Consider the following 26774-nt stretch of genomic DNA (forward strand, 5'->3'; position numbering starts at 1 on the left):
CGTCACAGCGTGCGGCTTTCTTTATGATCCAGACCAGTTAGGGACATCCGGTTGTACGGACTGCGATGCATCCCGTAACGATGTGCGGAGTCCCGCACAGGACGGGGCGGATGCCGGCGCTGATGCCTTATCGAATCCCGAAGCTTCGGGAGGCCCCTTGCCCCGCGGCTGTCGGTCTCTTGAGCCCGCGACATTTTGCCGCGATTTCGACGATGGAACCCGCTTCGATACCTTATTTACGCAGCGCGTATCCCAGGGAAGCGTTCTGTCGGACTCGACGGACTCCTACTCTCCGCCATTGGCCCTCGTCGCCAGCATTCCCGCCGCCAGTGGCGGTGACGTGCGCCGCGCGTATATGTCCAAACTATTCAATGAGGTCGTGGCGGGCGGGGGACCGTCGGACATCCGATTTGCGGCCAATATTCAAGTCGAGAAGTTCGCCGCGGGCGAAGCCGTTCCGGTATTCCTCGCCGGCGCGGGCGATTCCATCGTGGGGGACTGGCACTACGTTTCCTTGTTGCTTGGCCGCGATCGGGCATTCGTCGTCGAGTTCCAGCAAGCCACGCAAGTGGGCGAATACCCCTTTCCGTCCGACCGCATACCCCCGGTTGGACCGGGGGCATGGCCTCGTATCGAAGTTCGCATTGCGGGGAATCCTCCGCGCCTCTCGGTGACCCTCGATGCAGGAACGGGGCCCATCCTTGTCGTCGACCGAGGCCTCGCTTCGCCTGAGTGGAGTACGCCTCGCCCGCCCGAATTGCACCTCGGAATTGGCGAGACGTATCCGGCGGCTGCGGCGTGGCAGGTGCGTTACGACGATATCGTCGTCGATTTGAAATAGTGGCTCGAGGGTGTCGCCTGGACGCCGAGGCCGACTGCCCACGACATCGAGTCATATCCAAGTCAAAGTGCGATAAAGACGCATGCGCCTGCAACGTATTCTGTCGAATCCTCTGTACGAGGCGAGGAATGCGATAATCTCCCCTGCGTGATGGCGGGGCAGATTGGGCTGATGGACGAGTCCGTGCGACTGCTTGGGCGCTACGCGCTGCACGGGGAGATCGCCACGGGAGGCATGGCGACGATTCATTTTGGCCGACTGCACGGCGACAGTGGATTCTCGCGGACCGTGGCCATCAAGCGCCTCCACAAGCAGTTTGCGCGCGATCCCGAGTTCGTGTCCATGTTCCTCGACGAGGCGCGACTCGCCGCGCTCATTCGTCATCCGAACGTGGTCCCCACGCTCGACGTGCTGTCGACCGAGGGAGAGCTGTTCGTCGTCATGGAATACGTGCACGGTGAATCGCTTTCGCTCCTCATCAAGGGCGAAGCTGCGAAGAAGCAGCGCATTCCGCCGCAGGTCGCCGCGGCCATTCTTTCCGGCGCGCTCCAAGGTCTCCATGCGGCCCACGAGGCCCGCGACGAGCACGGGCAGCCGCTTGCCATCGTTCATCGCGATGTGTCGCCGCACAACGTCCTCGTGGGCGTCGACGGTGCGGCCCGCGTGCTCGATTTCGGCATCGCCAAAGCCGCCGGAAGTCTGCACACCACGCGGCAGGGCGAGATCAAGGGAAAGCTCCCGTACATGGCCCCCGAGCAACTAATGGGCGAGCCGGCGACGCGCCTCGCGGACGTCTACGCGGCGTCCGTTTGCCTGTGGGAAGCGCTCACGGGGCATCGCCTCTTCTCGGGAACGAGCGAGGCCGACGTACTCAACAAAGTGCTCCTCGACGATGTATCGCCGCCGAGCCGCTACGCGCCCGAGATCTCCAAGGCCGTGGACGACGTGGTGTTGCGCGGGCTATCGCGCGAGCCGCGCGATCGCTTTCCCACGGCCCTCCAGATGGCGGTCGCGTTGGAACGCGCGTTCGGGCGCATCGCCACGACGCATCAGGTAGGCCAGTGGATGGAGCGTGTCGCGGGGCCGCAGCTGATGGACCGCCATCGGAAGGTCCAGGCCATCGAGCAACGGAGCCCCCATTCCAGCGCGTCGCATGGGATCCCGCCGTCGTCCGCACGTGGGATCGTCGCGGAGGAGCCATCTCTCTCCGCGGCAACGAGTGCCATTCCCTTTTCCGAGGGAGAGCCGGCAGACCCTTCCGGGCCGTGGCGCACCATGGTGGCCCGGAGGGGCCGCGTGAAGAGGCTCGTCGTGCTCGCCGTGGTGGCCGTTCCCGTGCTCGTCATCCTCATCATCGCGGCGTGGCGTGGTCCAACGCAGCCCGCGGTCGCGTCGAAACGTGCTACGCCGCCATCTGCGAGCACCCCCTCGGATACCGTGATGGAGCTGCCGGCATCGGAACCGAGTGCGAGCTCGCCCGCGATGCCGGCGACCGCAGACGCCCCGTCGGCGAAGATCGTGCGGAGTGCGGCTCCCAAGTCCTCTGCCGCTCCTCCGCCGGCGGCATGCACCCCTCCTTACTACTTCGATTCCGCGGGAAGAAAGCGATACAAGCGCGAATGCTTCTGACCAAACGAGCGCACATGCCCACGCGTGGAGCCCTGCCGCTGCTACTGTCCACGGCGCTCCTCTCTGCCAGCGTCGCTTCGACGGGCACGCTGCACGCAGCGCCCACGCCGTCCACCAAGGACGCGTGCATCGACGGTGCGGACGAAGGCCAATCCCTTCGAGACGAAGGCAAGCTGCGCGATGCCCGGGCGCGATTCCTCTCGTGTGCCAACTCGTCGTGTCCGGGGGCCATCGCCAAGGATTGCGGCACGTGGCTGGCCGACGTGGAGTCACGCATGCCCACCGTGGTGGTGACCGCCATCAACGCCGCCGGCAACGATCTGGTCGACGTGCGCGTGTCGGTCGACGGGCAGCCATTTCTCGAGCGCCTTTCCGGCACGGAAGTGACCATCGATCCGGGACCGCACCGGCTTCGCTACGAGTACACGGGCGTCCCCAGCATGCCGCCCGTCGAGGACAATATCGTCATTTACGAGCGCCAGAAAGGACGCGCTCTCGTGGCGAAATTCCAATCGGCCACCACCGAACCTCCTCTGGCACCCGCGTCCGACGCGTCTCCCGTGTCGTCGCCCAAACGCTCCGCGCCGATCGCCGCGTACGTCGTTGGCGGCGTGGGCCTCGTTGCCCTGGGGAGTGCCGCGTTCTTCGGCCTGCGCGGTCGCTCCGATTATTCCGATTTGGACTCGACCTGTGGCCGAACCCACTCTTGCGCGCAGTCGGACATCGATGCGGTGAAAACGAAGTTCACGATTTCGGATATCTCCCTTGGACTTGGCGTTGCGGCCATCGGTGTCGCAGCCGTTCTATACTTCACGCATCCCAAGGAGCCTGCTGGCCCGCGCTCTGGCGGCGCGCCCCTTTTGAACCATGCGGTGATCGCGCCCACCCGCGGCGGCGGTTGGCTGGCGGGCTACGAGACGGCGTTCTAGCTCGTGACCGATTGAAGCACTGCCCGAACCGCGGATTCCAGGGCGGGGCGCAGAACCGGAGGCGGAGCATGCCCCCGGACGAGATAGCGCCGCACGGCGCCGTACGGTAGATCGATCACCGCGAGAAGTACCGCATCGAGCGGTGCGGATGCGCTCGCGATGTCCGCACCGAGCCGGCGCACGGCGCGAAGAACCGGCTCATTCAGCGCGCGCAATGTCTCCGCCAGATCGGTGGGGGCCTCGCGCATCAAATCTTCCCGCCGGAAAAGCGCCGCAATTTGCGCGTCCTTCCGGCAATCGCGCGCAAAGTCGAAAATGGACAGCGCCGCCGCCACCGCGGCCTCCCGTGGATCCTCCTGCGTACTCAATGCATCGAGAAAGACGCGTTGCGAGCGACGAACGGCCCGGATCCACATGTGTGCGAGCACGCCGTCGCGCGACCCGAACCGATGGTAAATCGAGCCCGAGGGCGCCCCCGCCGCGTCCGCAATGGCGCGGGTGGTGGCGGCGCTCACCCCGCGCTCCAGCAAGATGTCGCGTGCGGCATCCAAAATGTCGTCTGCCGCGTGAATTTCGCTCCGTCCCACGCCATCCAGCGTAGCCGCCTTGACGTATTAGAGCAAGTGCTCTAATTAATGAAGCAGACGCTCTAGAAAGGCTGCACCCCATGAACGACCCGAGCCCGACCCTGGATCCGCTCTCCGTGGCCCACCGGCTCTACGAGGCCTTTCGCCGCGGAGACGGCGCCGCGCTCTTCGCGCTCCTCCATCCCGACTTCACCGGTTACGTGAGCGACGGAATGCCTATGGCGGTGGGCGGCGCCGTTCCCGACCGTCAGCACATGCTCCGCGTGTGGGGGACCATCGCCGCCGAGTACGCCGTGCGGCCCATCCCGGGAGAGTTCATTCGCGCGGACGCGTCGCGGATTGTCGTTTTGGGACACTATTGCGGGAGCGGCCTACGCAAGGGCGGTGGCGGACCCATCCGGGCCGTGTTTGCGCATATTCTGGATATCCGCGACAATGCCATCGTCTCGCTGAAGCAAATCACCGATACGGCATCTTGGTCAGTGTAGATGCCCAATCCACAACGCGCGCACCTCCAATACGGACGGTAACCGGCGCGGACGTGCGCGTGGATGCCACTGAAGTCTTTGTTCTGCTGCCATGGACCGATCGCTCGGCGAGCCGGCATAGTATAGGCCGATCCCACCTGACCATAAAGCATGGGGGGGAAGGGGAAATAGCCATGCGATTGCTTGTCGTGCCCACGAGCATTTTGCTCGCCCTCGCAGCATGCAGTTCATCGGACTCCAACGTCGCCGATTCGAATGACGCGACGGAGAATCTCGTCGACAACGAAGCCGCACTCGCAAATTGTACCGGCTCTTCCCCGTACGACGCGTGGGTCGCGGATCCCAAACTGTGCGTCTACGTCTATGCCACCGGTCTTGGCGGCGCGCGTCAAATTGCGTTCGCGCCAAATGGCGATTTGTTCGTCAACAACGGAAGTGTGACCGTGTTGTGGGACGACAATAAGAACGGCCAAAGTGACTCCAACGAGAAAGGTACGTTTGCGACCGCTTCAGGCCTCAATCACGGCATCGCCTTCTCGCGCGACGCCAAGTTCCTCTATGCCTCGAGCGGGTCGACCATTTATCGCTGGGCCTACAATGGCAGCCGAACGGCCACGGGTTCGGCGCAGGTCGTGGTGAAGAACATTCCGACCGGCGGTCACTCTGCACGCACCCTGGTGTTCGACTCCACGGGCCGCCTCTACGTGAACGTGGGCTCCAACGCCAACGTCGACACGTCGCAGCAGCTTTTGGATACACGGGCGCAGGTGCGACGTTTCGCCATTCCTGCAAGTATTCCTTCGGGAGGCATCGACTATTCGGCCGGCGAGGTCGTGGCCAAGGGCTTGCGCAACGAGAATGGCCTCGCCTTTGACTCGCAAGATCGCCTCTGGGGCGTCGAAAATGGTCGCGACAATCTGAACGATCCGGATTTCGGCGGCGACATTCACAACGAGAACCCGGCCGAGAAGATCAACCTGCTCGACGGCTCGGGGTCGAAGTTCTACGGCTACCCCTACTGCTACACGGAATACAAGATCGCCGGCGGCAAGGGGCCCGGCACGCAATGGGCCGACCAAACGTTCTCCCACAACCGCAACGACGCCTGGTGCCAAAACCCGGCAAACGTGCATCCGCCGGCATTTGCCATGCAGGGACATTGGGCGCCGCTCGGACTCATTCAGTACACGGGCAGCTCGCTCCCCTATGCCAATGATCTGATCATCGCCGTCCACGGATCGTGGAACCGCTCGCCGGCCACCGGGCGGCTCCTGGCGCAAGCCCACTTCGAGAACGGCAAAATCGTCTCCGTGAAGCCCATCGTGGGCCAGAAGAATGCGTCGGGCGGTCTGCAACAGGGCACCTGGGACGCACGCCCGGTCGACGTGCGCCAAGGGCCCGATGGCGCGGTTTACTTCTCCGACGACTCGGGCGGCCGAGTCTTCAAGGTAGGCTACCGCCAGTAAGCGCGACGAACGAACGCAGCCTCCTCGCCCCGGGAATTACGCGGTTTTCCATTCTCGGGCGAGGAGGCCGTACAGATACGAGTCGCACCACTCCCCTTTGAGAAACCAGTTCTCGCGGATGTGGCCTTCATGCTTCATTCCTAGCTTTTCCGCCAGCCGCTGGGAGGGGACGTTGCGCGGATCCGCATCGGCGAAGAGCCGGTGCAATTGCAGCTCGCCAAAGCCGAAATCGACCAGCGGGCGCATGGCCTCCAGCGCATAACCCTGTCCCCAGGCGGCGCGCCGAAAGCAGTACCATATCTCGGCCTCGCGGTGCTCGGGGCGGCGGACGTGCAGACCTACCTTGCCAATGACGGTTTGGTCGCTCCGCGTCACCACGGCCAGTTCGAACAACGTGCGCGGGGTGCTGGCCAGCGTGTCGGCCCGCACTTTGCGGATGCGTTCCAGGGTTTCGTCCACGGAGAGCGTCGCGTCGAAGCCTTGGTAGCGAACGACCTCGGGATCGCGTTCGTAGACATTCACGTCGACGTGGTCGGCGTCTTGGAATTCGCGAAGGACGAGGCGAGGGGTCTCCAGAGTGAGCGGATACATTTGACGTGGACGATAGCACATCGTCCCTGGCGCGTATCGCGCCTGACGCAAGGCAACAATTTGGAAACATGGCAACACGCGCATCCAAAAAATGATTCGCTACCGAAAATAGGAAAACGTCGCGTACGAAATTTGGCAAGGTGACCTTCAATAGCTCGTAACCGTCTTACGTCTCCGCTGTGCGAGGATGGCGGCAGCGGGACGAAACCGGCGGGACCGGCGCGATGTGTGTTTCACAAGGAAATTAACGCCATCACGCCTGGCGATCCTCGCTCGAGTGACGGACAAGGGCGCCGGCCCCGCCGGGCTTGTCGCGCTGCCGCTGCTCGACTGAGACGGACTTTCGAGGACCGTGACAAGCTATTGAATGTTGCGTTACGGTGCCGCGCATGACATTTCGAACTTCGGCGAAGAGCTTCGCCTTTGGTCTAGCTGGCGTCGTGGGCGCAGTCGGATGCAGTTCGAATTCGGGGGAGGAAAATCCACTCTCGAAAACGAGCGCATTGCAAAGCCCCGCCATCGTCGTGGAAAACAATGAAACGCAGCCCGTTTATTCGTACGAAGCTGCCATTCGCGAGGTCATTTACGTCGAGGCACCCATCGATAGTGACGCTGACGGAAAACCGGACCTCATCGCCCTCGACGTGATGCGTCCGAAGGAGACGGACGAAGGTCTCAAGGCGGCGACGGTCATGGAGGCGAGTCCTTATTACAGCGACGCCCCCAGCGCACTTCGTGCCAATAGGTCACTCGACGGCCGGCAGGTGCCTGGCGCGTCCGCACCGCGCGGTTTTGGCCGATGGTACGACGAATTCTTCGTCCCGCGCGGCTACGCCGTGGTCGAGGTGGAGATGCAGGGCACGGCCCGTTCCAAGGGCTGCCCCACCACCGGCGGAAAAGAGGATACGGCCTCCATCAAAGCCTCCATCGATTGGCTCAACGGCCGCGTCAAAGGCTACCACGCCGACGGCACCGAGGCGGTGGCCTCGTGGAGCACGGGCTCCGTGGGGATGCTCGGTGTTTCGTACAATGGCACCTTGCCCATTGCCGTGGCGTCGACCGGTGTCGAGGGATTGAAGACCATCGTCCCCATTGCGGCCATTTCGAGCTGGTACGACTATACGCGCGATCAGGGAATCGGCTACGCGAATGGCTGGGACAAGCGATATCCCGAGTGGCTGGCCAAATACGTCATCAGCTCGTCGCAGGAATCGGTGTGCGCCGCCGCCGTGGCCCGCCTGGGCGACAATGCAAGCGACGACACCTTCGATTACACGCCGTTCTGGGAAGAGCGCGATTACCGCAAAAATATCGACAATGTGAAGGCGGCTGTCTTCGCCGTCCACGGCTTGGAAGATTGGAACGTCAAGACGCGTCATTTTGGCAAATTTTGGTCGCTCATCCAAGAGCGCAACATCCCGCGCAAGGTGTGGCTGCATGCCAATGCGCACGTCGATCCGGTGAGCCTCCGCCCCGACGAGTGGAAAAAGGCCATGCACCACTGGATGGATCATTGGCTTTACGGCATCGAAAATGGCGTGATGGAGGAGCCGATGGCCACCATCCAGCGTCCCGGCAACGTCTGGGAGACGTACGCGGGTTGGCCCGAGCCGGGAACCCACGACGTGTCGCTCTATTTCGGTCCGGCCGGCGAAGGGCTGACCGGCACCTTGCAGTCGACGCCCGAAACGTCAACGGCGACGCAATCGCTGACCAACAGCTCGTCGCAAACCGAGACCGCCATCGTGACCAAGCCGGAGGAAGTCCGCGCCTACCGCCTCGCGTATGCCGGCCCCGTATTGGCGAATCCGGTGCGCATCTCGGGCACGGTCCGCGTGCGCGCCGCCGTCACGTCGGACACCGCCAGCACCCCGGTCACCGCACTGTTGGTCGACTACGGGGAATCCACCAGCGCCGCGCCGCTCGATTTTTCGTACGGTGAGCTCATGGCCATGCCGTGCAGCCTGGCCGATCTCGCCAACAAGACCGGGTGCGCGGCCCCCAAGCAAGACGTGATGGTCACCACCAGCGCGCGCATCGTTTCCAAAGGCGCCATCGACTTGAAGAACCGCGAGTCCATCGTCACGGCGAGCGCCGTCACGCCGGGCGAGAGCTACCAAGTCGAGTGGGAGATGCATCCCAAGGACTGGATCTTCCCCGCAGGCCATCGCATCGGCGTGGTGGTCACGGCCAACGACTACCAGTACGTCAGCGTCGACGCCCAAGCGGGCAAGGTCGACGTCACCCTGCAGGGCAGCAGCGTCATCCTGCCGGTGGCCAGCGGCTTGGAGTAGTCACCCTTTCCGAACGGGCGCCCCCCAAAGGGCGCCCAACGGGATCTCGATGGCCTCGAAGGGTTCCGCTCGAATGGCGCGATCTCCTTTGAAGGTGCGAAGCAGGAGCCGTTGGCTCCCCTCGCGTCGAAAGACTTCGACCGTCTGGAGAATCGGGTCGACCAGCCAAGCATGATCCACACCGGCCTCGGCATAGATGGGCATCTTGTCGACGCGATCGATGGCCGCGGTCGAGGGCGAGAGAACCTCACAGACCCAATCCGGTGGAATCGAGAAGTACGCTGTTTCAGGGAGCTCTGGCATCCGCTCGACACGCCAGCCCGCGATGTCGGGGACGAGGACTTCTTCTCCCTGGAGCAAGTGAAGTTCGGGCTCGTCGAGGATCCACCAACCTCCAGGACCGTCGATTCCGCGATCGAATGGACCGCTCAGCACGCCGCCGAGCATGGACCCCGCCCGTGCATGCTTCGGCGAGGGGCGCGGGTGCACGTGGAGGGTTCCGCGGATGATTTCCGCGACGTAGTGTGACGGGACCGCCTCCAGATCCGCATAGGTTGCACGCTTCGTTGCAGGAGCCGCCATAGGCTCGACAATATAGCATACGCTGGGCTAGAGCCCGCTCACGGCCCTCCGCAGCGTCGCTTCATCGGCTGTGCCGAGGCGCACGAACAGCGGCAAGGTGCCCATGTCCGCCGGGTAGTCGCGCAGATCGATGGGGCCGTGCACCTCGCGGCGCTGGGCGACGTCGAACCAGGTGCCCTCGGGGAGGTGCACGTTGCGCGTCTGGGCGTCGGCCACCACGGGCGCGGCGAGCAGGGAATCGCCGAGCAGCCATTCATCGGTGATCTCGTAGGCGGCCGTGTCGTGCGGGAACTCGAAAAAGAGCGGCTTCATCATGGGCTCGCCCTCCGCGATGGCGCGGTCTTTCTGCTTGAGAATGTACGGCAAGAGCCGCCCGTGCAGGCGCACCGCCTCACGGTAAAGGCGCACCGTCTCCTCGTCGTAGCCGCGCGGCGACGTGGACGAATAGAGCAAGGGCATCGCCGCCGCGGCCTGCGCCCACCGCACGAGCACCTGCTTGCTCGGTGGGGGCTGATCCAGCGAGCCGCCAATCATGTCCGTCTCCAAGAAGGGATACCCCACCGTAGCCAGCGCGAGATTCTGCGTCACCGACGAACGTAGGGAATCCCACCCCGTCCCTTTGTCAATTTGCCGAATGACGAAACCATCGCGCTGCGCCCCGGTCCAATGGGTGCGAATGCCCATTCCTTGCAGGTCGAACCCGCGTGCCATGTCCGCGCCCAATCGCTGGTAATCGCGCATGGTCAAATCCGGCGTACGCGGCGCACACCGCTCGTCGAAAAAGCGCGTATCGAATTTGAAGCCGTCCACGCCCAAGGACCGCTCCAGCGTGTGAAGCTCCCCGAGGTACCAATCGCGTGCCTCGGGATTGGCCAGATCGACGATACCCGCCTTACCGTTCCACCACGTCACCGTGCATGGCACGTTCGGGTCGTCCTTCGATTTCAACAGGTAACCGCGGTTCGTGGCCAATTGATAATTGTCCGCGTCGAGGTTGATCCACAAAGTGACCCACAGTCCAAAGTGGTACCCCATGCCGTGGATCCGGTCGGCCATCGCTTTGGGATCGGGGAATTTCTCGTTGAAGGTGAAGTCGCCATAATGGCTCATCCACCCGTCATCGAGGCTCATGGTGTGGCTCGGAATGTCCGCCTCGTGGATCTTTTGCGCCCAATCGAGAAAATCCTTCTGCGTCACGTCGGCATAGAACTGCCCCCACGAGTTCCACACGGTTTTCTCGTATTGGACATCCGTGGCGTCGCTTTCGGCGGGCTTTCCCGCCAATTCGATGTAGTCGCCGAACACGTCGCGCGGGGTATGCCCGACGAAGACGCTCGTATCGAGGCTGTCCGTCTCGTGCACCGCGAAGCCGGCCACCTTGTCCTGGTAGGCGCCCATCGACACGGTCATCAGCTGTGTCGTGTGCATCGCGAATCCCGCCGAGGACTGCGTGAACCAAAATGGCTCCACCATGTTGTACGACGCCGGCGCGAACGCCGTATCCAGCGGCCGCCCGCCGAGCTCCCCCGGCCGGTCCAGCGGCCACGCCTGCTCGGTGTACGGTCCACCGTTTCGCGTCTTCGTTTCCCCGTGCCCGTACCAATGGCCCGAGGCGGGCATATCGTAGTGCAGCGCGAGCCACTGCGGTTTTTCCCCCGCCACGTGGGCGGTGAGCCGGTAGCCATCGTCTTGCGGCGCGAGCCGCACGAGCACGCCGCGCCGCGCATCCGTCGTATCCACCTCGATGGACACGGCACCGTCCTGCCAGGTCACGTCGCGCACGTTCGTGGTTCCGACGAGGCCCGATGCCGTATCGAAATCGATGGCCGCGGGCTCGGCCGCCGTCGTCTGCAGCACCGTCTTCCCATGACGCCGCGTCACGAGGCGAAACGGCGAGCGCTGGATGGCCACCTCGAAGGCCGGCGCTGCGCGCGACGGCCCTACCGTGAGCAGATTCCCGGTCTCGGTGACCTCCAACGACGTGGCGCGCGACGACGTCGTCGCCGCCATGGCACATCCCGCGAGCGCCATCCCCACCGTTGCCAGAACAGGCCTGAGTCGTCGTGTCATGGGTCTTTCGTTTACTTTCGTTTGTTTCCTTTCTCTTGTGAAGACCCAAAACGAATCGACTACTCCAGCACCTCGAAATCGACGGCGTCGGTCGTGCCGCGGGTGAGGCGCGTCACGAGCACCGGCGCCGTCGTCGCGTCCTTGAACACGACGATGCCGGTCTCGTCGCGCACGAAAAGGTGCCCATCCTGCGTGAGCTGCGCCTTGTCGTAGTAGACCGTGGAGTCCAGACCGCGCGCCACGGCATCGGGGGCGCGTAGACCCGTCAGGGCGTGGGCATCGCGAAAGATGCACGCCTTTTCGACCAACGCGTTGTTGATCCACGCCTGGTGGAGCACCACCAGCGTGTCATTTTGCACGGTCAAATAGCGGATCTCGCCGTGCACGCCGCCTTCGTCGCAGAGGCCCGCGATCTCCAGGTCCGGCGCCTTGGGGCCGGTCACCGCCGAAATGTCGTTCCAGATGCGCACCGGGCTCGAATACGAGCTGGCAAAAAGACGCCCGCCGGCGATTTTCAAGTGCCACAGGGTCCGAGGGACCACCACGTAATCGCGGGTCACTTCCCCCGTTCGCGAGGAGGCTTGGCCGAAGGCGAGAAGTCCTTCGCCTTCACCTTGTCCGCTGAAAAGCGTGTCGGTGGCCTCGTCGTAGGCCATCCCCTCGAGGTTTGCCGAGGGGTGCGTGAAGCTCGCGCGGGGCGCCGTGGCGTTGCGCGGAAGAACCTGGATGCGGAGGCCGCTCTGGATCCACAAGCTCCCGCGCCCATCGACCTCGGTGTTGTCCGCATGCAGCGTTCCACCGAAGGCGCTCGTCGGCACGGTGCTCTCGGGAAGCGCGCCATCGGCGAGGGTGGAGGCACCCGCGAACCGATGCACGGCCGACGACGCGCCGCTCGACGTGACGAGCAACGTGTCTCCATCGACCGCGACGCCATTCGGCTGTCCGTCGATTCCCGCCAGCGTGGCGCTCGGCGGAACGTCGGAGCCGATGTTCGTCGCATCATCCCAGATGCGGACACCGCTCTTGCTCGCGACGATCAACCGCGGCAGGGCCGCTGCAGTCCGCGTCAGATTGTCCGCGGATTCATGCTTTGCAACGTGTCCACCGGCGTCTGCGCACCCCGCGAACAGTACGAAAAGAAGCCCCAAATACGTTCGTTCGATCATCGTATGCCACCTCGTATGGCAATGAGACGCAGGCCGACCGCCTCGGTTGCAGGCGGCCGGCCATTACGTCACGATGTCGCGATTCGTACGTTCGACGAATGAATCAGCGGTTCGCGGCCAGCTTGAGCAGATTGTTCAACAAGTCGCGCACGCGGCTTAGTTTCCTGCCGCCGTTTTCCGAGACGATCTTCGATACGTCGTCCGTGGTGCGGTGGTAATCGGCATTGAGGCTGCCGCCGCCCGACGGATTGCTCAGCCCCTCGAAGACGAACAGCACATCCTCGCCCTTGTCGTAGAACGAGGCGCCATCCTGACGCCGCGCGTACGAGTTGATATCCTTGTTGATGCGATCGAACGGATCGGAGAGCGCATTGTTTGCCTGCGTGAGAAGGCCGGACAGGTAGCTCGTCGATCCATTCGATTTGGTGTCGATGATGCTGATGCGTTGATCGTCCCAGCGGCCGACCATATCCATGTTCACGACGCCGACAATCTGCGACAGCCCAATGCCGGAAATGGGATGATCGACGAAGTACTTCGACCCGACGAGGCCATCTTCCTCGGCCGCCGTCCAGAAGAAGAGAATCGACCGATTCAACTGCCCATTGGCCTTTGCCTGCGCAAGCAACGGAACCAGCGACGCGAGAACGGCGCTGCCCGATCCATTGTCGTCGGCTCCATTGTACACGGCGCCGCCCGAGGCCACGCCGAGGTGGTCGAGGTGCGCCATGGCCACGATGACCTCGGCCTTTTTGGCGCCGGTGCCTTCGAGCTTCGCCAGCACGTTGTGCGTATTGCCCGCGAGCACCACGTCGGGCTGCGCAGCCAAAGAACGCGCTTCCGCCGACGGCGATTTCGGATCGATGTAGAAGCCGTGCTCGAAGAGCGAAACGCCGTACGACGCCGGATCCTGCGCATCGTCACCGTGAACGTGCTCCTTCGCCGATTGCGATGCCAATGAGCCCTGCTGGAACGATTGCGCGTACGCTCCGTTCGAATCGCCCGGGTTCGGGCCGACCAAATTGTACTTCTTTGCGAGATTCGTAACGTACGTAGCCGCCTTGTCGAAATCCGCCGAGGGGGCATTGCGTCCACGCAGTGCGTCACTCGCGAGGTAATTCAGATGCTCCATGGGATCGTCGTCGGCGAGGATTGCCTCATTGGGACCGGCTAGGCTCGAATTGGATTCGCCCGTGCTCGTTTCCTCGGCGCCAGGCGCCTCTCGCAAATTGCTCGCGTCGCTGCAAGCCCATAGCGCCAAACCGATCAGCGAGGTGAGAACCACCGCGTGTTGTCTCATTGGGAACCTCCGAAATGGAGAGAGTTGGCTTTTTGTCTGACGACGAGTGGGCTTCGCCGATTGAACAGTCGCGCAATTATCGAGATTGTTCGCGCACGGTCCATCGAAATAGACCGTGATGTGACATTGATGACAACCCGAGCTCTCGGTCGAGCTTTGGCTCGAACGCGCGCGTCGAATGAATCCCGCTTTATTTCGCGTTATACGGCGCGCACACCGCGGCGGTATCCCACCTTCGACAAAGCCTCGTCGATGACATGTTGACGCATTTTCGGCTCATGCTCGGCGTCGGCCGTGAGCACGAGGCGATGCGCCAACACATTGGGGGCCACCGCGCGCACGTCGTCGGGCGTCACGAACGCGCGCCCATTGAGCAACGCGTACGCTTTGGAAGCCTGCACGAGACCGAGCGTGGCGCGCGGGCTTGCACCCAAGGCCACGCGCGGATGCGTGCGCGTGAAGCCGGTGATGCCCACCGCATAGTCGAACAGATCGTCCTCGACGTGGATGCGCGCGCACGTTGCCTGCAGGGCCGACATGTCCTCCGGATTGAGCACGGGGTGCACGGTGGGCGCTTCCACGCCGTAGGTGCGAACCATCTGCGACTCTTCGCGCGGCTGCGGGTAGCCCATGGAGACGCGCACCAAGAAGCGGTCGATCTGCGCTTCAGGCAGCGGGTAGGTCCCCTCCAGATCGATGGGGTTCTGCGTGGCGAGCACCAAGAAGGGCCGAGGCAGCTCGAAGCGATCGCCCTCGATGGTGACCTGCCCCTCCTGCATCGCCTCGAGCAGCGCCGACTGCGTCTTGGCCGGCGCGCGGTTGATCTCGTCGGCCAACACGACGTTGGCGAACACCGGCCCCGCGCGCAACGTGAAGGTGCCATCCTTCGGCGAGAGCACGTACGTACCGGTGATGTCCGCCGGCAAAAGGTCCGGCGTGAACTGGATGCGCCGCGCGGAGCAGCCCAACGCGGTGGCGAAGGCTTTGACCAGTGTGGTCTTCGCGACACCTGGGACGCCTTCGAGCAACACGTGGCCCTTGGCGAGAAGCGCCACGAGCATCGCATCGAGGGAACGCGACGTGCCGATGTACGCGCGGGCAACCTCCCGACGAAGCTCGTCGATCCGTTCCTTGGCCGGCGCGATCTCGTTGGTCGTGGCGACGACGTTGGCCGCCGTCACAGGAGCACCGAGCCTTCGGCCTCGAGGGAGGGCGCGTTCATGTTCGTTCTGGCGCGCGTGCGGGCACGTTCGAGAAGACTGCGGATCGTCTGGGCGGCCGTCATTACGTCGTTGTCGGTTATCTTACTCATGGCCGAGGCGCTACGGGATAGTACCAATGTTTCGACCTGGGCCATGCGGTGGAGCAACTGCCTCAGTTCCTTGATGGATTCGGGCGGGAGAAGCTTCGCGTCGGCGAGCTGCTCCAGCAGAACGTCGTGGCCGGGGACCTGGTCGAGGTGAAGAAGACCACACGCCTCCTCCTCGAGCGCGCTCTTTAGCTCGAGCATCGCCAGCGCGCGCGACGTCTGCGGTGCGGCGAGCATGGCTGCGCGTCCCGCAACACCGCCTTGCGCAATGAGTGGGATCGGTCGCGTGAAACGCGGCACCAACGGGCGATGGATCCGGCCGGCGTTGGCGCCGACCCAGATGACCACGCCAAGCCCGACGAGAACCGCCACCGCGTAGAGAGCCCAGGGGGGAAAGCCTTCGTGCCGGACAGTGGCAAGTGCATCTTCCAGCCCCCTCAGGCGCCCGCCGAGGTCGGTGAACAGAGAATCGTCCGCCCCGAATGCCCCGTCTTGCGCAAAGTCGCCCGCGGCGATGTACACGTGCCCGCCGCGCTTCCCCCACGTGTCATCCTCGCCGGCATACCGCACCAGTGCGCGCGCGAAGCCGCGGTTGTCCGCGTAACGCAGCATCGAGTTCATCACGATGGACGGATCGCCGACCACGAGTAGCCGGCCCTGGCCCACCGCGCCAGCGACGGCCACGAGCACATCGGGTTCGCCTTGCCCGCGCACCTTGAGGATGGGCGAAAGATCGGGGTGTTTCACGCCGGTTGGGTGATTCGTCACGACCCGCCGCACGTCCGCCACCACCGGGTGCGGACCGGCTGGTTCGGCGATGGGCAGCTCGGCATCATTGCGAACGCTGTCGGCGGGGTGGCGTGGCGTTGCCACGCGCTCCATACCGAAATGCCGCAGAAGAGCATCGGCCCGCCCGTAGTCATCGAGCAAAATGACGCGGCCGCCCGCGCGCATGAAGCGAGCGAGCGAGCCCACATCGAGCGTCCTCTCGGGGTGGAGGAGAACGAGGCTGTCCTCGGGCCGTAAGTGCGTGAGATCGATGCGTTCCGTCGCCATGATGCGCGCGTCGCCAAGCTCGTGACGTGCGAGCTGGACGAACTCGGCCGCGCCTTCCCAATCGGTGCCGGCGATGTCGAACGGATGAGCGCCCGCCGCGTCTGCCGCGTGAGCGCCGCGCGCCACGAGCAGGGCGAATACCGCGAGAATGAGCCGGAAAAACGCGTAAAATCCTGCGCGCTGGACGACGTGCGATCGCGGTCCTAGCTTCCGGGTGTGCGAAATGATGCCCGCATTGGCGCGGCTCGTCATGAGTTGACCAGATTATCTCAGGTTGGCGTTCTCTTGACCATGGCACCCAGGTTGCTAACAATTTACTTGAGGAGTCCTCGCAACGCTGGTTCGTCTGAAACAGGAGGAGGTCCGATGCTCCCCCCTTTCATCATCGAGCAAATTCGCAAACGAGAAGAGGAAGAACGCGCACGCTACGAGCAACCACAGCTCGAGCTACCGGTCATGCCTCCACGCCCACGCCCGCGCTACGAAGTACCGGACGATGAGGCCAATCGCGGGGTGATCATCCTCGACATTTGAGGGGCCATCGCGGCGCCGGGCGTCGCGAGCTTCCTTAGGGAGCGGGCCCCACGGCAGAAGAGGATGCTTCCGACGGTCCGGTCGCGGAAGAGATTAATCCTGTGCGCAGGGAGCGCGCGCCGTACTAGGCTCCCGCCGAAATGCTGCGCCGTCTTATGGGGGCGGCCGCTGTCAGCCTCTGCGCCTGCTATTCCGGCGGGGGAAATGGCAGCTCTCCTCCCTCCAACCAACTGTACTTTCCTGTAGGGCTTGCCGTATCGACCGGGGGAAACGTGCTTTACGCCGTCAACTCGGACTTCGACCTCCAGTGGAGCGGAGGCACCCTTCAGTCTTACGACTTGTTCAAGCTTCGCCACGACATCGGCGTCATGCTGAACTGGGATCCGGGCCAGGAACAGCGGAACTTCCCGAACCTGCCGTACGTCGAGGACCACAAGCCGACGTTTTTCTGCAAGCCGGACGGCACCTTCCCGGGAGGCCCGGAGATCGACGCGAACGGCAACCGCATCCCGGTGGGTCGCATCTGCGCGCCGCCCATGCACTCCGAGGCGTATTTCCACGACTCGGTCACGATCGGCGCGTTCGCCACGGATCTGCAGCTCTCGAAGGCGACCCTCGATGGTCAGCCGACGGGCGGCCGGCGCCTCTTCATGCCGATGCGCAGCGATGCCTCGCTCACGTGGGTCGACGTTGCCGCGGACGATCCCGCGGTTGCGGCCCCGGATCTCCCGCCCGGCGACACGTCGTTCGAGCCGTTTCAGTTGCGATGCATCGGGGCTCCCTCGCTGGCGCCCGGTCGGGGGGCACGCTGCGATGCGGCCCATCGCGCCGGCAACAACCCGAACGAAGACGGCAACAACCGGAAAATTACGATGCCCGGTGAGCCGTTCGGCATCGCGCAGACGGAAGATGGCACGGCCATCGCCATCACCCACCAGAACGACACGAAGACGAGCCTCTTCTCGACGGGGCTCCAAACGCTGCCGGGGCAGGGCGATGGCTGCCCGCGCCCGGCGCCGCCCAAGACGCCCGATGCCGCCGCGCCGTCGAATCCGGCCCTGCAGTTCGTGGCGGAGAACATCACCATCGGCGGCAATGGCATCGCAGCCATCCCGCACGATGTGGACGCGTACGCAGGCGATTGCACCAAAATGCCGCGTCCTGCGTTCTGGCAGACGAGTCGCTTTCTCCCGCGCCTCGATCGGATTCGTTACTACGACGACGACGGCCAGACATCGTCCACCCCGCAGTACCGTCCGTACCTGCAGGGCGAGGCCACCATTTCGCTCTTCGCGAATCCGTCCGGTGTGGACTCCCGCGGCATCGCCATCGACAACACGCAGCGCATCGCGTGCAAGGCGCAGCCCGGCGGGGACAAAACGAAGTGCGCGCAGCTTCCGGCGCGCGCGTACGTCGCGAATCGCTCGCCCGCGACCGTGCTCATTGGGCAAGTGGGCTCGGTGACGACGGAGGGCGGGTACAACCCCGACGACATCTCGATTTACGCGAACATCCCGCTCACCGTGGGGGCCTCACGCGTGTACCTGGCGCCCATCGTCGATCGCCAAGGAAACTACGCGCTCCGCCTGTTCATCGTCTGCTTCGACTCGGCGACCATCTTCGTCTACGACCCCGCGACGGAGCAGATCGAGAACGTCATCCGCGTCGGCACCGGGCCGTTTGCCATGGCGTTCGACCCGTTCGACATGAACGACGTGGCCCTTCGCAAGCCCGTCCCCGTCGACGCCCGTCAGAACGACCCTCTTTTTGCAGCTTCTCCGCTTCGTCGTTACAGCTTCGCGTACGTCGCAAGCTTCACCAATTCCTTCGTTCAAGTGATCGACCTCGATAATTCCCGTCCCAAGAGCCCGGTCACCGGCCAACCGCTCAACGCGACCTTCGAGACCGTCGTCTACACGTTGGGAACGCCAACGGCGCCGAAAGGTTCGAACTGATGTCGCGCAAAGTAGCTTTCGTTGGTCTGGGGATGGCTCTCGTGGCGGGGCTGCTCGCCATATCCGTTTCCAGCTGCTCGCAGAACGCGAACCAGGTCAACGTGCGCACGTTCGAGTTGGCGCGGCAGGTCGACTTCGTGTGCATGCGCGTCTACGGCCGTTTGGCCACGGACGACCCGAACACCATCCGTGCGATTCCCGCGCAGCCCACGGTGCCGGGGAACTGCCCGCCCGTTCCGCGCGATGTCGATGGGACGTTCATCAACTGGCACCTCTTCGCGCTGGTGACCCAGTTCACGCGCGGTGAGTTGGCGGTGGTCGACCTCACCGAGGGCGTCGTCGTGGACGTCGACCGGCAGACGCCGGGCATCAACTTCCTGCCCATTGGGGCACAGCCCACCGACGTCGCCGTATCGCCAGATGGAAAGATGACCTTCGTGGCGGCCGCGGAGCCGAACAAGCCGGCCATCTACGGCATCGCCAACCGCGAGATCTTGGGTGATTCGCAGCAGGGTCGGGGGCTGCCGGCCGCGGGCACGCGTCCCATTCCGAAGCTCACCACCTGGCCGGTGTGCGCGTTGCCGCAGAAGCCGGGCGCCGTGTCCATCATCGCGCGAAACACGAACAACGACGGTGGCACCGATGCGGGGCCGCCGGAATCGCAGTACGAGATTGCCGTCGTTCTGCCGGGCGAAGCCGGCAAATCGGCGAAGCTCATCACGCTGGATCCCAAGCCGTTTCTGCGCGGTGCCGATCCGGCGACGCCGCCAGGCGATGCGGGCGGCCTGCTCGACGACCGCCTCGAGCCGACGCCGGGCCCGCGCCTCGAACCGGGCGCGCTGCAGGAGTGCCCCATCACCAGCGCCATCGAGTTGTCCGGCGATGTGCCGGCGACGTGGAAGGCCGGTCCGCAGTGGGACGATGGCATCCGCAATCCGGCCGGCGACGCAGGAAACGCGTTGCCCCCGGCGTTGGGGTGCGCGGCGCCTGCGCCCGGTGGTGGCGGCGACGCGGGCGCTCAAGATGCGGGTGACGCAGGGCCTGCGGGCGATGCCGGTCCCGAGTTTCCGATTCCGTCGGTCTCGGAGTCCGAGCCGTTCGGCGCGTACGCTGCACGCGATGGGCAGCTGCTCTACGTGGCCGATGGCGCGTTGCCGATCATCCACGTGATGGATCTCTCCGTGCCGGGGAGCCCCAAGGAGTTGCCGCCGCTGGTCGCGACCAGCAAGCTCAACCCGGAGCGGGAAATCACCGTGGGGCAGATTGCCATCAGCCCGCCCACGCGCGAGTTCAAGAAGTACCTCTACGCGGTCGATCGCAAAGATGGGAGCATCATGGTGTTCGACGTCACCGATCCGGCGACGTCGTCCCACGTTCCTCTTTCTCGCCCGCATCCCGAGGTGAATCCGTTCCAGATCGAGGACCGCATTTCCTTCGGCGTGCCCGTGGCGGCGCTGACGTTCGTGCGCCACGACTTTTCACCGCGCAATCCGACCGACGGCACGTTGATGACCGCCGGTGTGCGCGGCGCGTTGTGCAACCCCAACTCGCGTGCGATCTCCAGTCCGGACGCGGGAGACTTCGATCCCGGGACTCTCTTCCGGGAGGATGCGCTGAACCAGGACCCCGGTTTGCTCCTCGGTCCTTCGCGGTTGCGCGGCATTTTCGCCTTCGTGACGTTGACCAACGGTCGCATGGTGACGGTCGACGTCGACGACTGGGATTCGCCGTGCCGGCGCCCCTCCGACATGGGCATCCCCAACAGCTCCATCACGCCCGCGCAGGCCGCGACCGGCGGGACAGGGCCCTACGAAGCGCCGGTCAGCGTGCGGGGCCAGAGCAACGAGCTTTTCTTCCCGATGGCCGCGCCCAACCGTGCGCGCTCGCAGTACCGACTTCGCTACGTCACCACCGACGGCTTCACCACCGATACGACGGGCTCGGGCCATGTGCCGACCTTGGAAGCGCGCCCGCAGCTTCTCGTGAACGGGAACACGCTGCAGACGCTCGGTCTCGAGGGGCGGGCCAACCCGCTCCTCGTGCCGACGAGCACCGGCTATCCCGATCAGCGCTTTCCGAATCCGGACGGCGGGTCGTCGGTCGACAGCCAGGTGGCCATTCCGGGCATTCGCTTCTCGTTCGAGTCGCCGGAGGTGCACTTCGACCAAGACTGGGCGGTGTCCTACGAGGGCGTCCTTCCCAGCATGGATGGATTCCAGGGCACGCTGGCGCCGACCGATAGTAGCTACACGACGATGACGTTGTCGCAGCCGGCGGCGCTCTTCTGCCGCAAAGGCGTGGAAGATGCGCGCGTGAGCTCGCAGCGTGCGGCGGTGCTCACGCCGGCGATCGCGCAGGCGGGGTTGCTCACGCCGGCCGTGCCGCTCGAGCAGCACATGACCGACTACGTGCAGGTCACGGACGACATTCTGGACGTCTCCGATCCGTACTGGGAGCAGAACAACTCGTGCTGGGACGGTGACCTCGCTCAATCGGGCGACCGGGCCCCGCGGTCGGTCGCCGTGGCCCGCCACGACGCGTGCGTGGCGAACTACCGCAACTTCTCGGACGAAATCACGCCCAGCGCATTCCGCGATTTCCCCATTCTGGAGGCATACGACGACCACCTCGTGCTGGGCGCGTACTCGTATCCGGCGGGGGGAGGCACCCCGGACATCGGGCGCCGCGTCATCGAACGTGGCTCGAACTTCAACCCGGTCCCTCTGCGCAGGATGCAGTGCTGCTTCCACAACCAAGCGCACTTCCGCGTCCGCACCGGCGGCCAGTGGGTCGCCATCGGCAGCAGCGTTGGATATTTGCATCACATCGTCAAAGATGCGAGCGGCGCCTGCGTGCAGTCGTGCGCCACGCGCGACCAGCTTCTCAATTCGCGCGTGCCCGCATTGCCGTTTCCCTGCAAGCAGCAGGAAAATGGCCTGTGCACCACGCTCCGCGAAAATCAGGACGCCGTGCCGCTCATCGACCGGAATAGTCCGCTGGTGATGCGCAATCCGTCCCTGAGCTTCGGCATTTACAATGGCACGCAGGCCGGCCCGAACAACACGGGACCGATCGACGTCCCGCCGATCCGCGACGGGCGGTGGGGTTTCACCACCCGGGGCGGGTACACCAACTACACGCTCAATCTGGCAGGCTCGACGACGTCGGTCAGCCCGCAGTCGATGCGTTTCGTCGAGGCGTTCCAGCAGTTGGCCGTGGTCGATGGCGCGTCGCAGGGCCTCATGCTGTTCGATTTGAACACCGTGACCTTGGCGCACAGCCCGTACTTCTGATCGGGGTTTACGGCAGCCGTCGGCACGCGTATTTCGGTGTCGATGGCTAAGCAGCAGGATCCGGCCGCCACGCCTTTGATGCGGCAATACCTGACGGCGAAAGAGCAGCACAAAGACGCACTTCTGTTCTTTCGCCTCGGGGACTTTTACGAGCTCTTCTTGCAGGACGCCGTGGTGGCTGCGGGCGCGCTCGAGCTCACGCTGACCAGCCGCAACAAAGGCGCCGCGGACGAGATCCCGATGTGCGGTGTGCCGTACCACGCGGCGGGCAACTACATCCAGCGGCTGCTCGACAAGGGCTTCAAGGTCGCCATCTGCGAGCAGATGGCCGACCCGTCGAAGGTCAAAGGTATCGTCCCGCGCGAGGTCGTCCGCGTGGTGACCCCGGCCATCGTCTACGACGACAGCGCGCTGGATGCGCGCACCAACCTGTACCTCGTGGCCATCGAGGAGTCGGCGGGGCGCTTCGGTATCGCGGCGATGGACATTTCCACCGGCGAGCTCTCCGCATGCGAGGCGCAGGATCCCGAAGGCGCCGTCGGCGAATTGGTGCGGCTCGACGCGCGGGAGCTCCTCATCGGTGCCGGTGCAGAGGCCGTGGCGGATGCCTTCGCGCAGCTCCGTCCCCGCGCGGTCATTCGCCGTCAAGCGAGTGCGCTGGACGATGACACGGCGACGGCGACGCTCGATGCCGTCTTGGGGAAGGGCGAGGCGGAGGCCTCCGGTGCTTCCGCGCCCGCGCGCCGTGCGGCGGCGCGCTGCCTCGGCGTGGCGCGCGAGTGCGAGGCGGGGCAGAAGCCGCAGGTCGCCCGCCTCGCCGTGTACGAATTGAGCGAGACGCTGTTGCTCGACGATTCCACGCAAGCGCACCTCGAGCTGGTGCGCACGATGGACGGCGACGCGCGCGGCTCCTTGCTCGCGCAGATCGACGAGACGAAGACGGGGCCCGGTGCCCGCCTGCTCCGCCGCCGGCTGCTCGCGCCGCGCACGCAGGTGGCGGAGATCCGCCGCCGGCACGATGCCGTGGAGCTCTTCGTCACGCAGCCCGGGCTTCGCAGCGAGGTGCGCTCGCTCCTCGGGCGCGTCTCGGACATCGAGCGCCTGGCCATGAAGCTCGCCGTCGGCCGCGCGAACCCGCGGGATCTCGTGGCCCTCGGCCGCTCGCTGGAGGCGCTGCCCTCCCTGGGTCACGCGCTATCGTCGTGCCCCGACCTGAGCGCTCGCGAGGCGTTGGGCATCGAGAAAGATGCCCCTTGGATCGACGCGTGCGAGGACCTTTGCACGAAGCTATCGCGCGCCATCGATCCGGATGCACCCGTGCGCGCGAGCGACGGTGGGGTGATCCGCACCGGCTACGACAAGGCGCTCGACGAAGTACGCACACTGGCCAAAGACGGTCAGCGGCTCATCGTGGAGCTCGAAACACGCCTGCGCGAGGATGTGCAGATCCCCAGCCTCAAACTGCGTTTCACGCGCGTGTTCGGCTGGTACGTCGAGGTGACGCGCTCGCACACGAGCAAGGCCCCCAAGTCGTGGCGGCGCAAGCAAACGGTGGCCAACGCCGAGCGATTCACCTGCGACGAACTCGACGAGCTGGCCGACAAGCTCGCGCACGCCGAGGAGCGCTGCATGGCGCGGGAGACCGAGCTTCTCGCCAAGGTTCTGCGCTTCCTCTCGGGCCACGTGGAGCGCCTTCGCGCCGTGGCTGCGAAGCTCGCCGAGTGGGACGTGGCGAGCTCGCTGGCGGAGGTCGCCCACCGCGACGACTTCGCGCGCCCCGAGATGGACGACTCGCTGCGCCTGATCATCGAAGACGGTCGCCACCCGGTCGTCGAAAAGCTCGCCGCCGCCGGGCGCTTCGTCCCCAACGACGTCGCGCTGGATGCCGCGGGCGAGCGCCTCTGGCTGGTCACCGGCCCGAACATGGCCGGCAAATCGACCTTGATGCGCCAGGTGGCCCTCATCGTCATCCTCGCGCAGGCGGGGTCCTTCGTCCCCGCGCGGCGCGCGCAGATCGGCGTCGTTGATCGCGTGCTCACGCGCGTCGGGGCGAGCGACAACTTGGCCAAGGGCGATAGCACCTTCATGGTGGAGATGAAGGAAACGGCCAACGTGCTGCGCCGCGCCACCCGTCGTTCGCTGGTGGTCCTCGACGAGATCGGCCGCGGCACGAGCACCTACGATGGCCTCTCCATCGCGTGGGCCGTGGCCGAGCACCTGCACGACGTCATCGGCTGCCGTTCGATGTTCGCCACGCACTACCACGAGCTCACGGAGCTGAGCGCCACGCGCCCGGGCAGCGAGAACTTCAGCGTCTCCGCGCGCGAACACGAGGGCACGCTCATCTTCCTCCACAAATTGCAGCGCGGCGCCGCCTCCCGCAGCTACGGCGTGGCCTGCGCGCGCCTTGCCGGCATCCCCGAGATCGTCCTCGCCCGCGCCCGCACCCTGCTGGCCGATCTGGAACGTGGTGCTCCGCTTCCGAGCGGCGCCCACGCTTCTCTGCGGCGACGCGACAAGACCCCGCGTTCGCAGTTGGGGCTCTTCGACCCGGGCCCCGATGCCCGCGCCGAGACCCCCGAGGAAAAGGCGGCCCGTGAGCTCATGGAAACTTTGCGCACTCTCGACGCGGATCGTCTGACCCCTCTGGAGGCGCTCCAGCTCATTGCCACGTGGAAAAAGCAAATCACGTCATGACACACAATCGTTGAAGCGACGCCTTGAGAACGCGACGGGCACCATGGTCTCATCGCGCGCACCGTGTTCCGCCCGTCCCGACGTCAAATCCTCCTCGGTGGCGCGGCCGGCGCCTCCGCCTCGCTGCTCCCCCCTTCCTTGCATCGCGCGCTCGCCCATCCCGCGCGGCCCGGTGGTTTAAATGCCATCGAGCACGTTGTGGTGCTGATGCAGGAAAACCGGTCGTTCGACCAGTACTTTGGCACCTTGCGCGGGGTGCGCGGGTTTTCCGATCCGCATGCCATTCGCTTGCCGGATGGCGGCTCGGTGTTCGAGCAGCGGACGCCGGAGGGCAAGGTCGTCGCGCCCTTCTTGTCGCGCAAGGCCGCCCGTGCGAGCGGGAAGGCCGATACGGCGGTGCAGTACGTGGGCACGCTCGACCACGATTGGGCGGGCGGCCACGCCGCATGGTCGCGCGGATGGCTCGACCAGTGGATATCGGCCAAAACGGAATCGACCATGGCCTACTACGATCGGCGCGACATCGCTTTTCACAGCGAACTCGCCGACGTGTTCACGGTGTGTGACGCGTACCACTGCTCGGTGCAGGGTGCGACGAACCCGAATCGCATGTACCTGATGACGGGCACCGTCGGCTACGAGCCCGGCTCCAACGTGCGCCGCGCGATCTCCAACGACGCGTACGACGAGGAGAACCACGCGGGCTACGACTGGACGACGTACCCGGAGCGTCTGCAGCGCGCGGGGGTGAGCTGGCAGGTCTACCAGGAGTGGGACAACTTCACCGACAACGCGCTGGAGTTCTTCGCGCGCTTCAAGGCCATTGCGCGCAAGGCGCTTTCGAAGACGGTGTCCTACCGCACCATGACGGCCTTCTACGAAGCCGTGCAAAAGGCTCCGAACGAGCATACGCGGGAGACGCTTCTCTCGCAGCTCGAGCAAGGTGTGGCGACGTTGGGCCGCCAGGAGCGAAGCCTCTTCGAGCGTGCGCTCCGGCGGCATCCCTCGGGCAAGCTGCTCGATCGATTCGAATCCGACGTTGCCCGCGGCCGACTGCCCAAGGTCTCGTACATCGTCACGAACGCCGCCGATTCCGAGCACCCCAGCGTGTCCTCGCCCGCGGCCGGTGCGCAGTTCATTTATCGGCTGCTCGATATCTTGGCGTCCCGCCCCGACGTGTGGTCGCGCACGGTGTTCCTTCTCACCTACGACGAGAACGACGGATTCTTCGATCACGTGCCGCCGCCCGTGCCCGAGGAGTCGTCGGCGGAGCAACCCACGCCCGGCCCGGAGATCTACGATCGACTGCCCATCGGACTGGGATTCCGCGTTCCCACCATCGTCATCTCGCCGTGGAGCGTCGGCGGGTACGTGTGCTCGGAGGTCTTCGACCATACGTCGGTCCTGCGCTTCTTGGAAAAGTGGACCGGCATCGTCGAGCCGAACATCAGCGAGTGGCGCCGCACCGTGTGCGGGGATCTTCTCTCGTGTTTCGACTTCGAGACCAGCGCCCCGCGGCCGCCGGTGCGCGCGCCCGAGCCGATTCCGCCCGCGGTTCCGCGTTGGCACCCCGCGCCCCCTGCGGTGGCGGAAATCCCGCAGCAAGAGCCGGGGCAACGTCCCGCGCGCCCGCTGCCCTACCAGCCCGAGGCACGGTGCGAGGTCGACGCAGAGAACCGCCGCCTCACGATTCACCTTCGCAACCGAGGCACGGAAAGCGCCCACTTCATCATTTACCCCTACGCGGCCGCCACCGAGTGGCCGCTCCACGTGGACGTGCGCGTGGGCAAGACGCGCATTTTCCCCATCACGGGCAACGACTACGATCTCGTGGTGGTGGGCCCCGCCGGCTTCCGCCGCGAATTCCGCGGGCGCATTCCGTAGGAGTAAGAGAGAGAAAATTCACAGGAAGACGGGAAGGTCAGAAAAAGAGAGTGTTTTTTGTTTTCGATTGGCACAGTCGGCCAAATGAAGACCCAAAAGCTCT

General features: G+C 64.9%; 19 protein-coding genes. 11 read left to right on the forward strand and 8 right to left on the reverse strand.

Features of this window, described 5'->3' with window-relative positions:
• Positions 1-298: 298 nt before the first annotated feature.
• The 3 genes from LVJ94_07975 to LVJ94_07985 all read left to right on the forward strand — a co-directional run bounded on the left by LVJ94_07975 (position 299) and on the right by LVJ94_07985 (position 3399).
• Positions 299-841 carry a hypothetical protein gene (locus LVJ94_07975; protein ID WXB07172.1) on the forward strand — a complete coding sequence of 181 codons (543 nt, stop codon included), beginning with the start codon at positions 299-301 and terminating at the stop codon, positions 839-841.
• Between the two features lie 183 nt (positions 842-1024).
• A complete protein-coding gene (locus tag LVJ94_07980; protein WXB07173.1) occupies positions 1025-2470 on the forward strand; it encodes a serine/threonine protein kinase in 1446 nt (481 codons plus the stop codon).
• Positions 2471-2484: 14 nt separating this feature from the next.
• Positions 2485-3399, forward strand: a complete 915-nt coding sequence (locus LVJ94_07985; protein ID WXB07174.1) for a hypothetical protein — start codon at positions 2485-2487, stop codon at positions 3397-3399.
• Here LVJ94_07985 and LVJ94_07990 read toward each other — a convergent pair.
• Positions 3396-3986 carry a TetR/AcrR family transcriptional regulator gene (locus tag LVJ94_07990; GenBank protein ID WXB07175.1) on the reverse strand — a complete coding sequence of 197 codons (591 nt, stop codon included), beginning with the start codon at positions 3984-3986 and terminating at the stop codon, positions 3396-3398. The two genes, LVJ94_07985 and LVJ94_07990, sit on opposite strands and share 4 nt — an antisense overlap.
• A gap of 80 nt (positions 3987-4066) precedes the next feature.
• Here LVJ94_07990 and LVJ94_07995 point away from each other — a divergent pair, with 80 nt between their 5' ends.
• On the forward strand, positions 4067-4474 hold the full coding sequence (locus LVJ94_07995; GenBank protein ID WXB07176.1) for a nuclear transport factor 2 family protein: 408 nt from the start codon (positions 4067-4069) through the stop codon (positions 4472-4474).
• A gap of 173 nt (positions 4475-4647) precedes the next feature.
• The gene (locus LVJ94_08000) at positions 4648-5940 is read left to right on the forward strand and encodes a PQQ-dependent sugar dehydrogenase (protein ID WXB07177.1); all 1293 of its coding nucleotides are present in this window, start codon (positions 4648-4650) and stop codon (positions 5938-5940) included.
• A 36-nt stretch (positions 5941-5976) separates the two neighbouring features.
• Here the strand turns inward: LVJ94_08000 and LVJ94_08005 are convergent, their stop codons facing one another.
• A complete protein-coding gene (locus LVJ94_08005; protein WXB07178.1) occupies positions 5977-6531 on the reverse strand; it encodes a GNAT family N-acetyltransferase in 555 nt (184 codons plus the stop codon).
• A gap of 389 nt (positions 6532-6920) precedes the next feature.
• Here LVJ94_08005 and LVJ94_08010 point away from each other — a divergent pair, with 389 nt between their 5' ends.
• Complete coding sequence (locus tag LVJ94_08010; GenBank protein WXB07179.1) at positions 6921-8825, forward strand: Xaa-Pro dipeptidyl-peptidase; 1905 nt, start codon at positions 6921-6923, stop codon at positions 8823-8825.
• Here the strand turns inward: LVJ94_08010 and LVJ94_08015 are convergent, their stop codons facing one another.
• The 6 genes from LVJ94_08015 to LVJ94_08040 all read right to left on the reverse strand — a co-directional run bounded on the left by LVJ94_08015 (position 8826) and on the right by LVJ94_08040 (position 16560).
• Entirely contained in the window at positions 8826-9407 is a 582-nt protein-coding gene (locus LVJ94_08015) for a Uma2 family endonuclease (protein ID WXB07180.1), read from the reverse strand.
• Positions 9408-9434: 27 nt separating this feature from the next.
• Positions 9435-11477, reverse strand: coding sequence for an alpha-galactosidase (locus tag LVJ94_08020; GenBank protein ID WXB07181.1), 2043 nt, complete (start codon positions 11475-11477; stop codon positions 9435-9437).
• 59 nt (positions 11478-11536) lie between these two features.
• Positions 11537-12643 carry a hypothetical protein gene (locus tag LVJ94_08025; protein WXB07182.1) on the reverse strand — a complete coding sequence of 369 codons (1107 nt, stop codon included), beginning with the start codon at positions 12641-12643 and terminating at the stop codon, positions 11537-11539.
• A 103-nt stretch (positions 12644-12746) separates the two neighbouring features.
• Positions 12747-13943, reverse strand: coding sequence for a M28 family peptidase (locus tag LVJ94_08030; protein ID WXB07183.1), 1197 nt, complete (start codon positions 13941-13943; stop codon positions 12747-12749).
• A gap of 200 nt (positions 13944-14143) precedes the next feature.
• The gene (locus LVJ94_08035) at positions 14144-15124 is read right to left on the reverse strand and encodes a MoxR family ATPase (GenBank protein ID WXB07184.1); all 981 of its coding nucleotides are present in this window, start codon (positions 15122-15124) and stop codon (positions 14144-14146) included.
• Complete coding sequence (locus LVJ94_08040; protein ID WXB07185.1) at positions 15121-16560, reverse strand: DUF4350 domain-containing protein; 1440 nt, start codon at positions 16558-16560, stop codon at positions 15121-15123. The genes LVJ94_08035 and LVJ94_08040 overlap by 4 nt, the downstream gene beginning before the upstream one ends.
• 114 nt (positions 16561-16674) lie before the next feature.
• On the opposite strand from LVJ94_08040, the gene LVJ94_08045 reads away from it, so the two are divergent.
• The 5 genes from LVJ94_08045 to LVJ94_08065 all read left to right on the forward strand — a co-directional run bounded on the left by LVJ94_08045 (position 16675) and on the right by LVJ94_08065 (position 26671).
• A complete protein-coding gene (locus LVJ94_08045; protein WXB07186.1) occupies positions 16675-16842 on the forward strand; it encodes a hypothetical protein in 168 nt (55 codons plus the stop codon).
• 140 nt (positions 16843-16982) lie between these two features.
• Entirely contained in the window at positions 16983-18797 is a 1815-nt protein-coding gene (locus tag LVJ94_08050; GenBank protein WXB07187.1) for a hypothetical protein, read from the forward strand.
• A gap of 32 nt (positions 18798-18829) precedes the next feature.
• The gene (locus LVJ94_08055; protein ID WXB07188.1) at positions 18830-22090 is read left to right on the forward strand and encodes a hypothetical protein; all 3261 of its coding nucleotides are present in this window, start codon (positions 18830-18832) and stop codon (positions 22088-22090) included.
• A 42-nt stretch (positions 22091-22132) separates the two neighbouring features.
• A complete protein-coding gene (gene mutS / locus LVJ94_08060; GenBank protein ID WXB07189.1) occupies positions 22133-24787 on the forward strand; it encodes a DNA mismatch repair protein MutS in 2655 nt (884 codons plus the stop codon).
• Positions 24788-24850: 63 nt separating this feature from the next.
• The gene (locus LVJ94_08065; protein WXB07190.1) at positions 24851-26671 is read left to right on the forward strand and encodes a phospholipase C, phosphocholine-specific; all 1821 of its coding nucleotides are present in this window, start codon (positions 24851-24853) and stop codon (positions 26669-26671) included.
• Positions 26672-26774 lie beyond the last annotated feature (103 nt).

Source organism: Sorangiineae bacterium MSr11367, from assembly GCA_037157805.1.
In the GTDB taxonomy this organism is placed as follows: domain Bacteria; phylum Myxococcota_A; class Polyangia; order Polyangiales; family Polyangiaceae; genus Pendulispora; species Pendulispora rubella.

What these genes read in the sequence shown, in the direction of transcription:
- LVJ94_07985 (WXB07174.1), top strand. Translation starts at nt 2,485, where the DNA reads ATGCCCACGCGTGGAGCCCTGCCGCTGCTACTGTCCACGGCGCTCCTC.
- LVJ94_07995 (WXB07176.1), top strand. Translation starts at nt 4,067, where the DNA reads ATGAACGACCCGAGCCCGACCCTGGATCCGCTCTCCGTGGCCCACCGG.
- LVJ94_08000 (WXB07177.1), top strand. Translation starts at nt 4,648, where the DNA reads ATGCGATTGCTTGTCGTGCCCACGAGCATTTTGCTCGCCCTCGCAGCA.
- LVJ94_08005 (WXB07178.1), bottom strand. Translation starts at nt 6,531, where the DNA reads ATGTATCCGCTCACTCTGGAGACCCCTCGCCTCGTCCTTCGCGAATTC.
- LVJ94_08010 (WXB07179.1), top strand. Translation starts at nt 6,921, where the DNA reads ATGACATTTCGAACTTCGGCGAAGAGCTTCGCCTTTGGTCTAGCTGGC.
- LVJ94_08015 (WXB07180.1), bottom strand. Translation starts at nt 9,407, where the DNA reads ATGGCGGCTCCTGCAACGAAGCGTGCAACCTATGCGGATCTGGAGGCG.
- LVJ94_08020 (WXB07181.1), bottom strand. Translation starts at nt 11,477, where the DNA reads ATGACACGACGACTCAGGCCTGTTCTGGCAACGGTGGGGATGGCGCTC.
- LVJ94_08025 (WXB07182.1), bottom strand. Translation starts at nt 12,643, where the DNA reads ATGATCGAACGAACGTATTTGGGGCTTCTTTTCGTACTGTTCGCGGGG.
- LVJ94_08030 (WXB07183.1), bottom strand. Translation starts at nt 13,943, where the DNA reads ATGAGACAACACGCGGTGGTTCTCACCTCGCTGATCGGTTTGGCGCTA.
- LVJ94_08040 (WXB07185.1), bottom strand. Translation starts at nt 16,560, where the DNA reads ATGACGAGCCGCGCCAATGCGGGCATCATTTCGCACACCCGGAAGCTA.
- LVJ94_08045 (WXB07186.1), top strand. Translation starts at nt 16,675, where the DNA reads ATGCTCCCCCCTTTCATCATCGAGCAAATTCGCAAACGAGAAGAGGAA.
- LVJ94_08050 (WXB07187.1), top strand. Translation starts at nt 16,983, where the DNA reads ATGCTGCGCCGTCTTATGGGGGCGGCCGCTGTCAGCCTCTGCGCCTGC.
- LVJ94_08055 (WXB07188.1), top strand. Translation starts at nt 18,830, where the DNA reads ATGGCTCTCGTGGCGGGGCTGCTCGCCATATCCGTTTCCAGCTGCTCG.
- mutS (WXB07189.1), top strand. Translation starts at nt 22,133, where the DNA reads ATGGCTAAGCAGCAGGATCCGGCCGCCACGCCTTTGATGCGGCAATAC.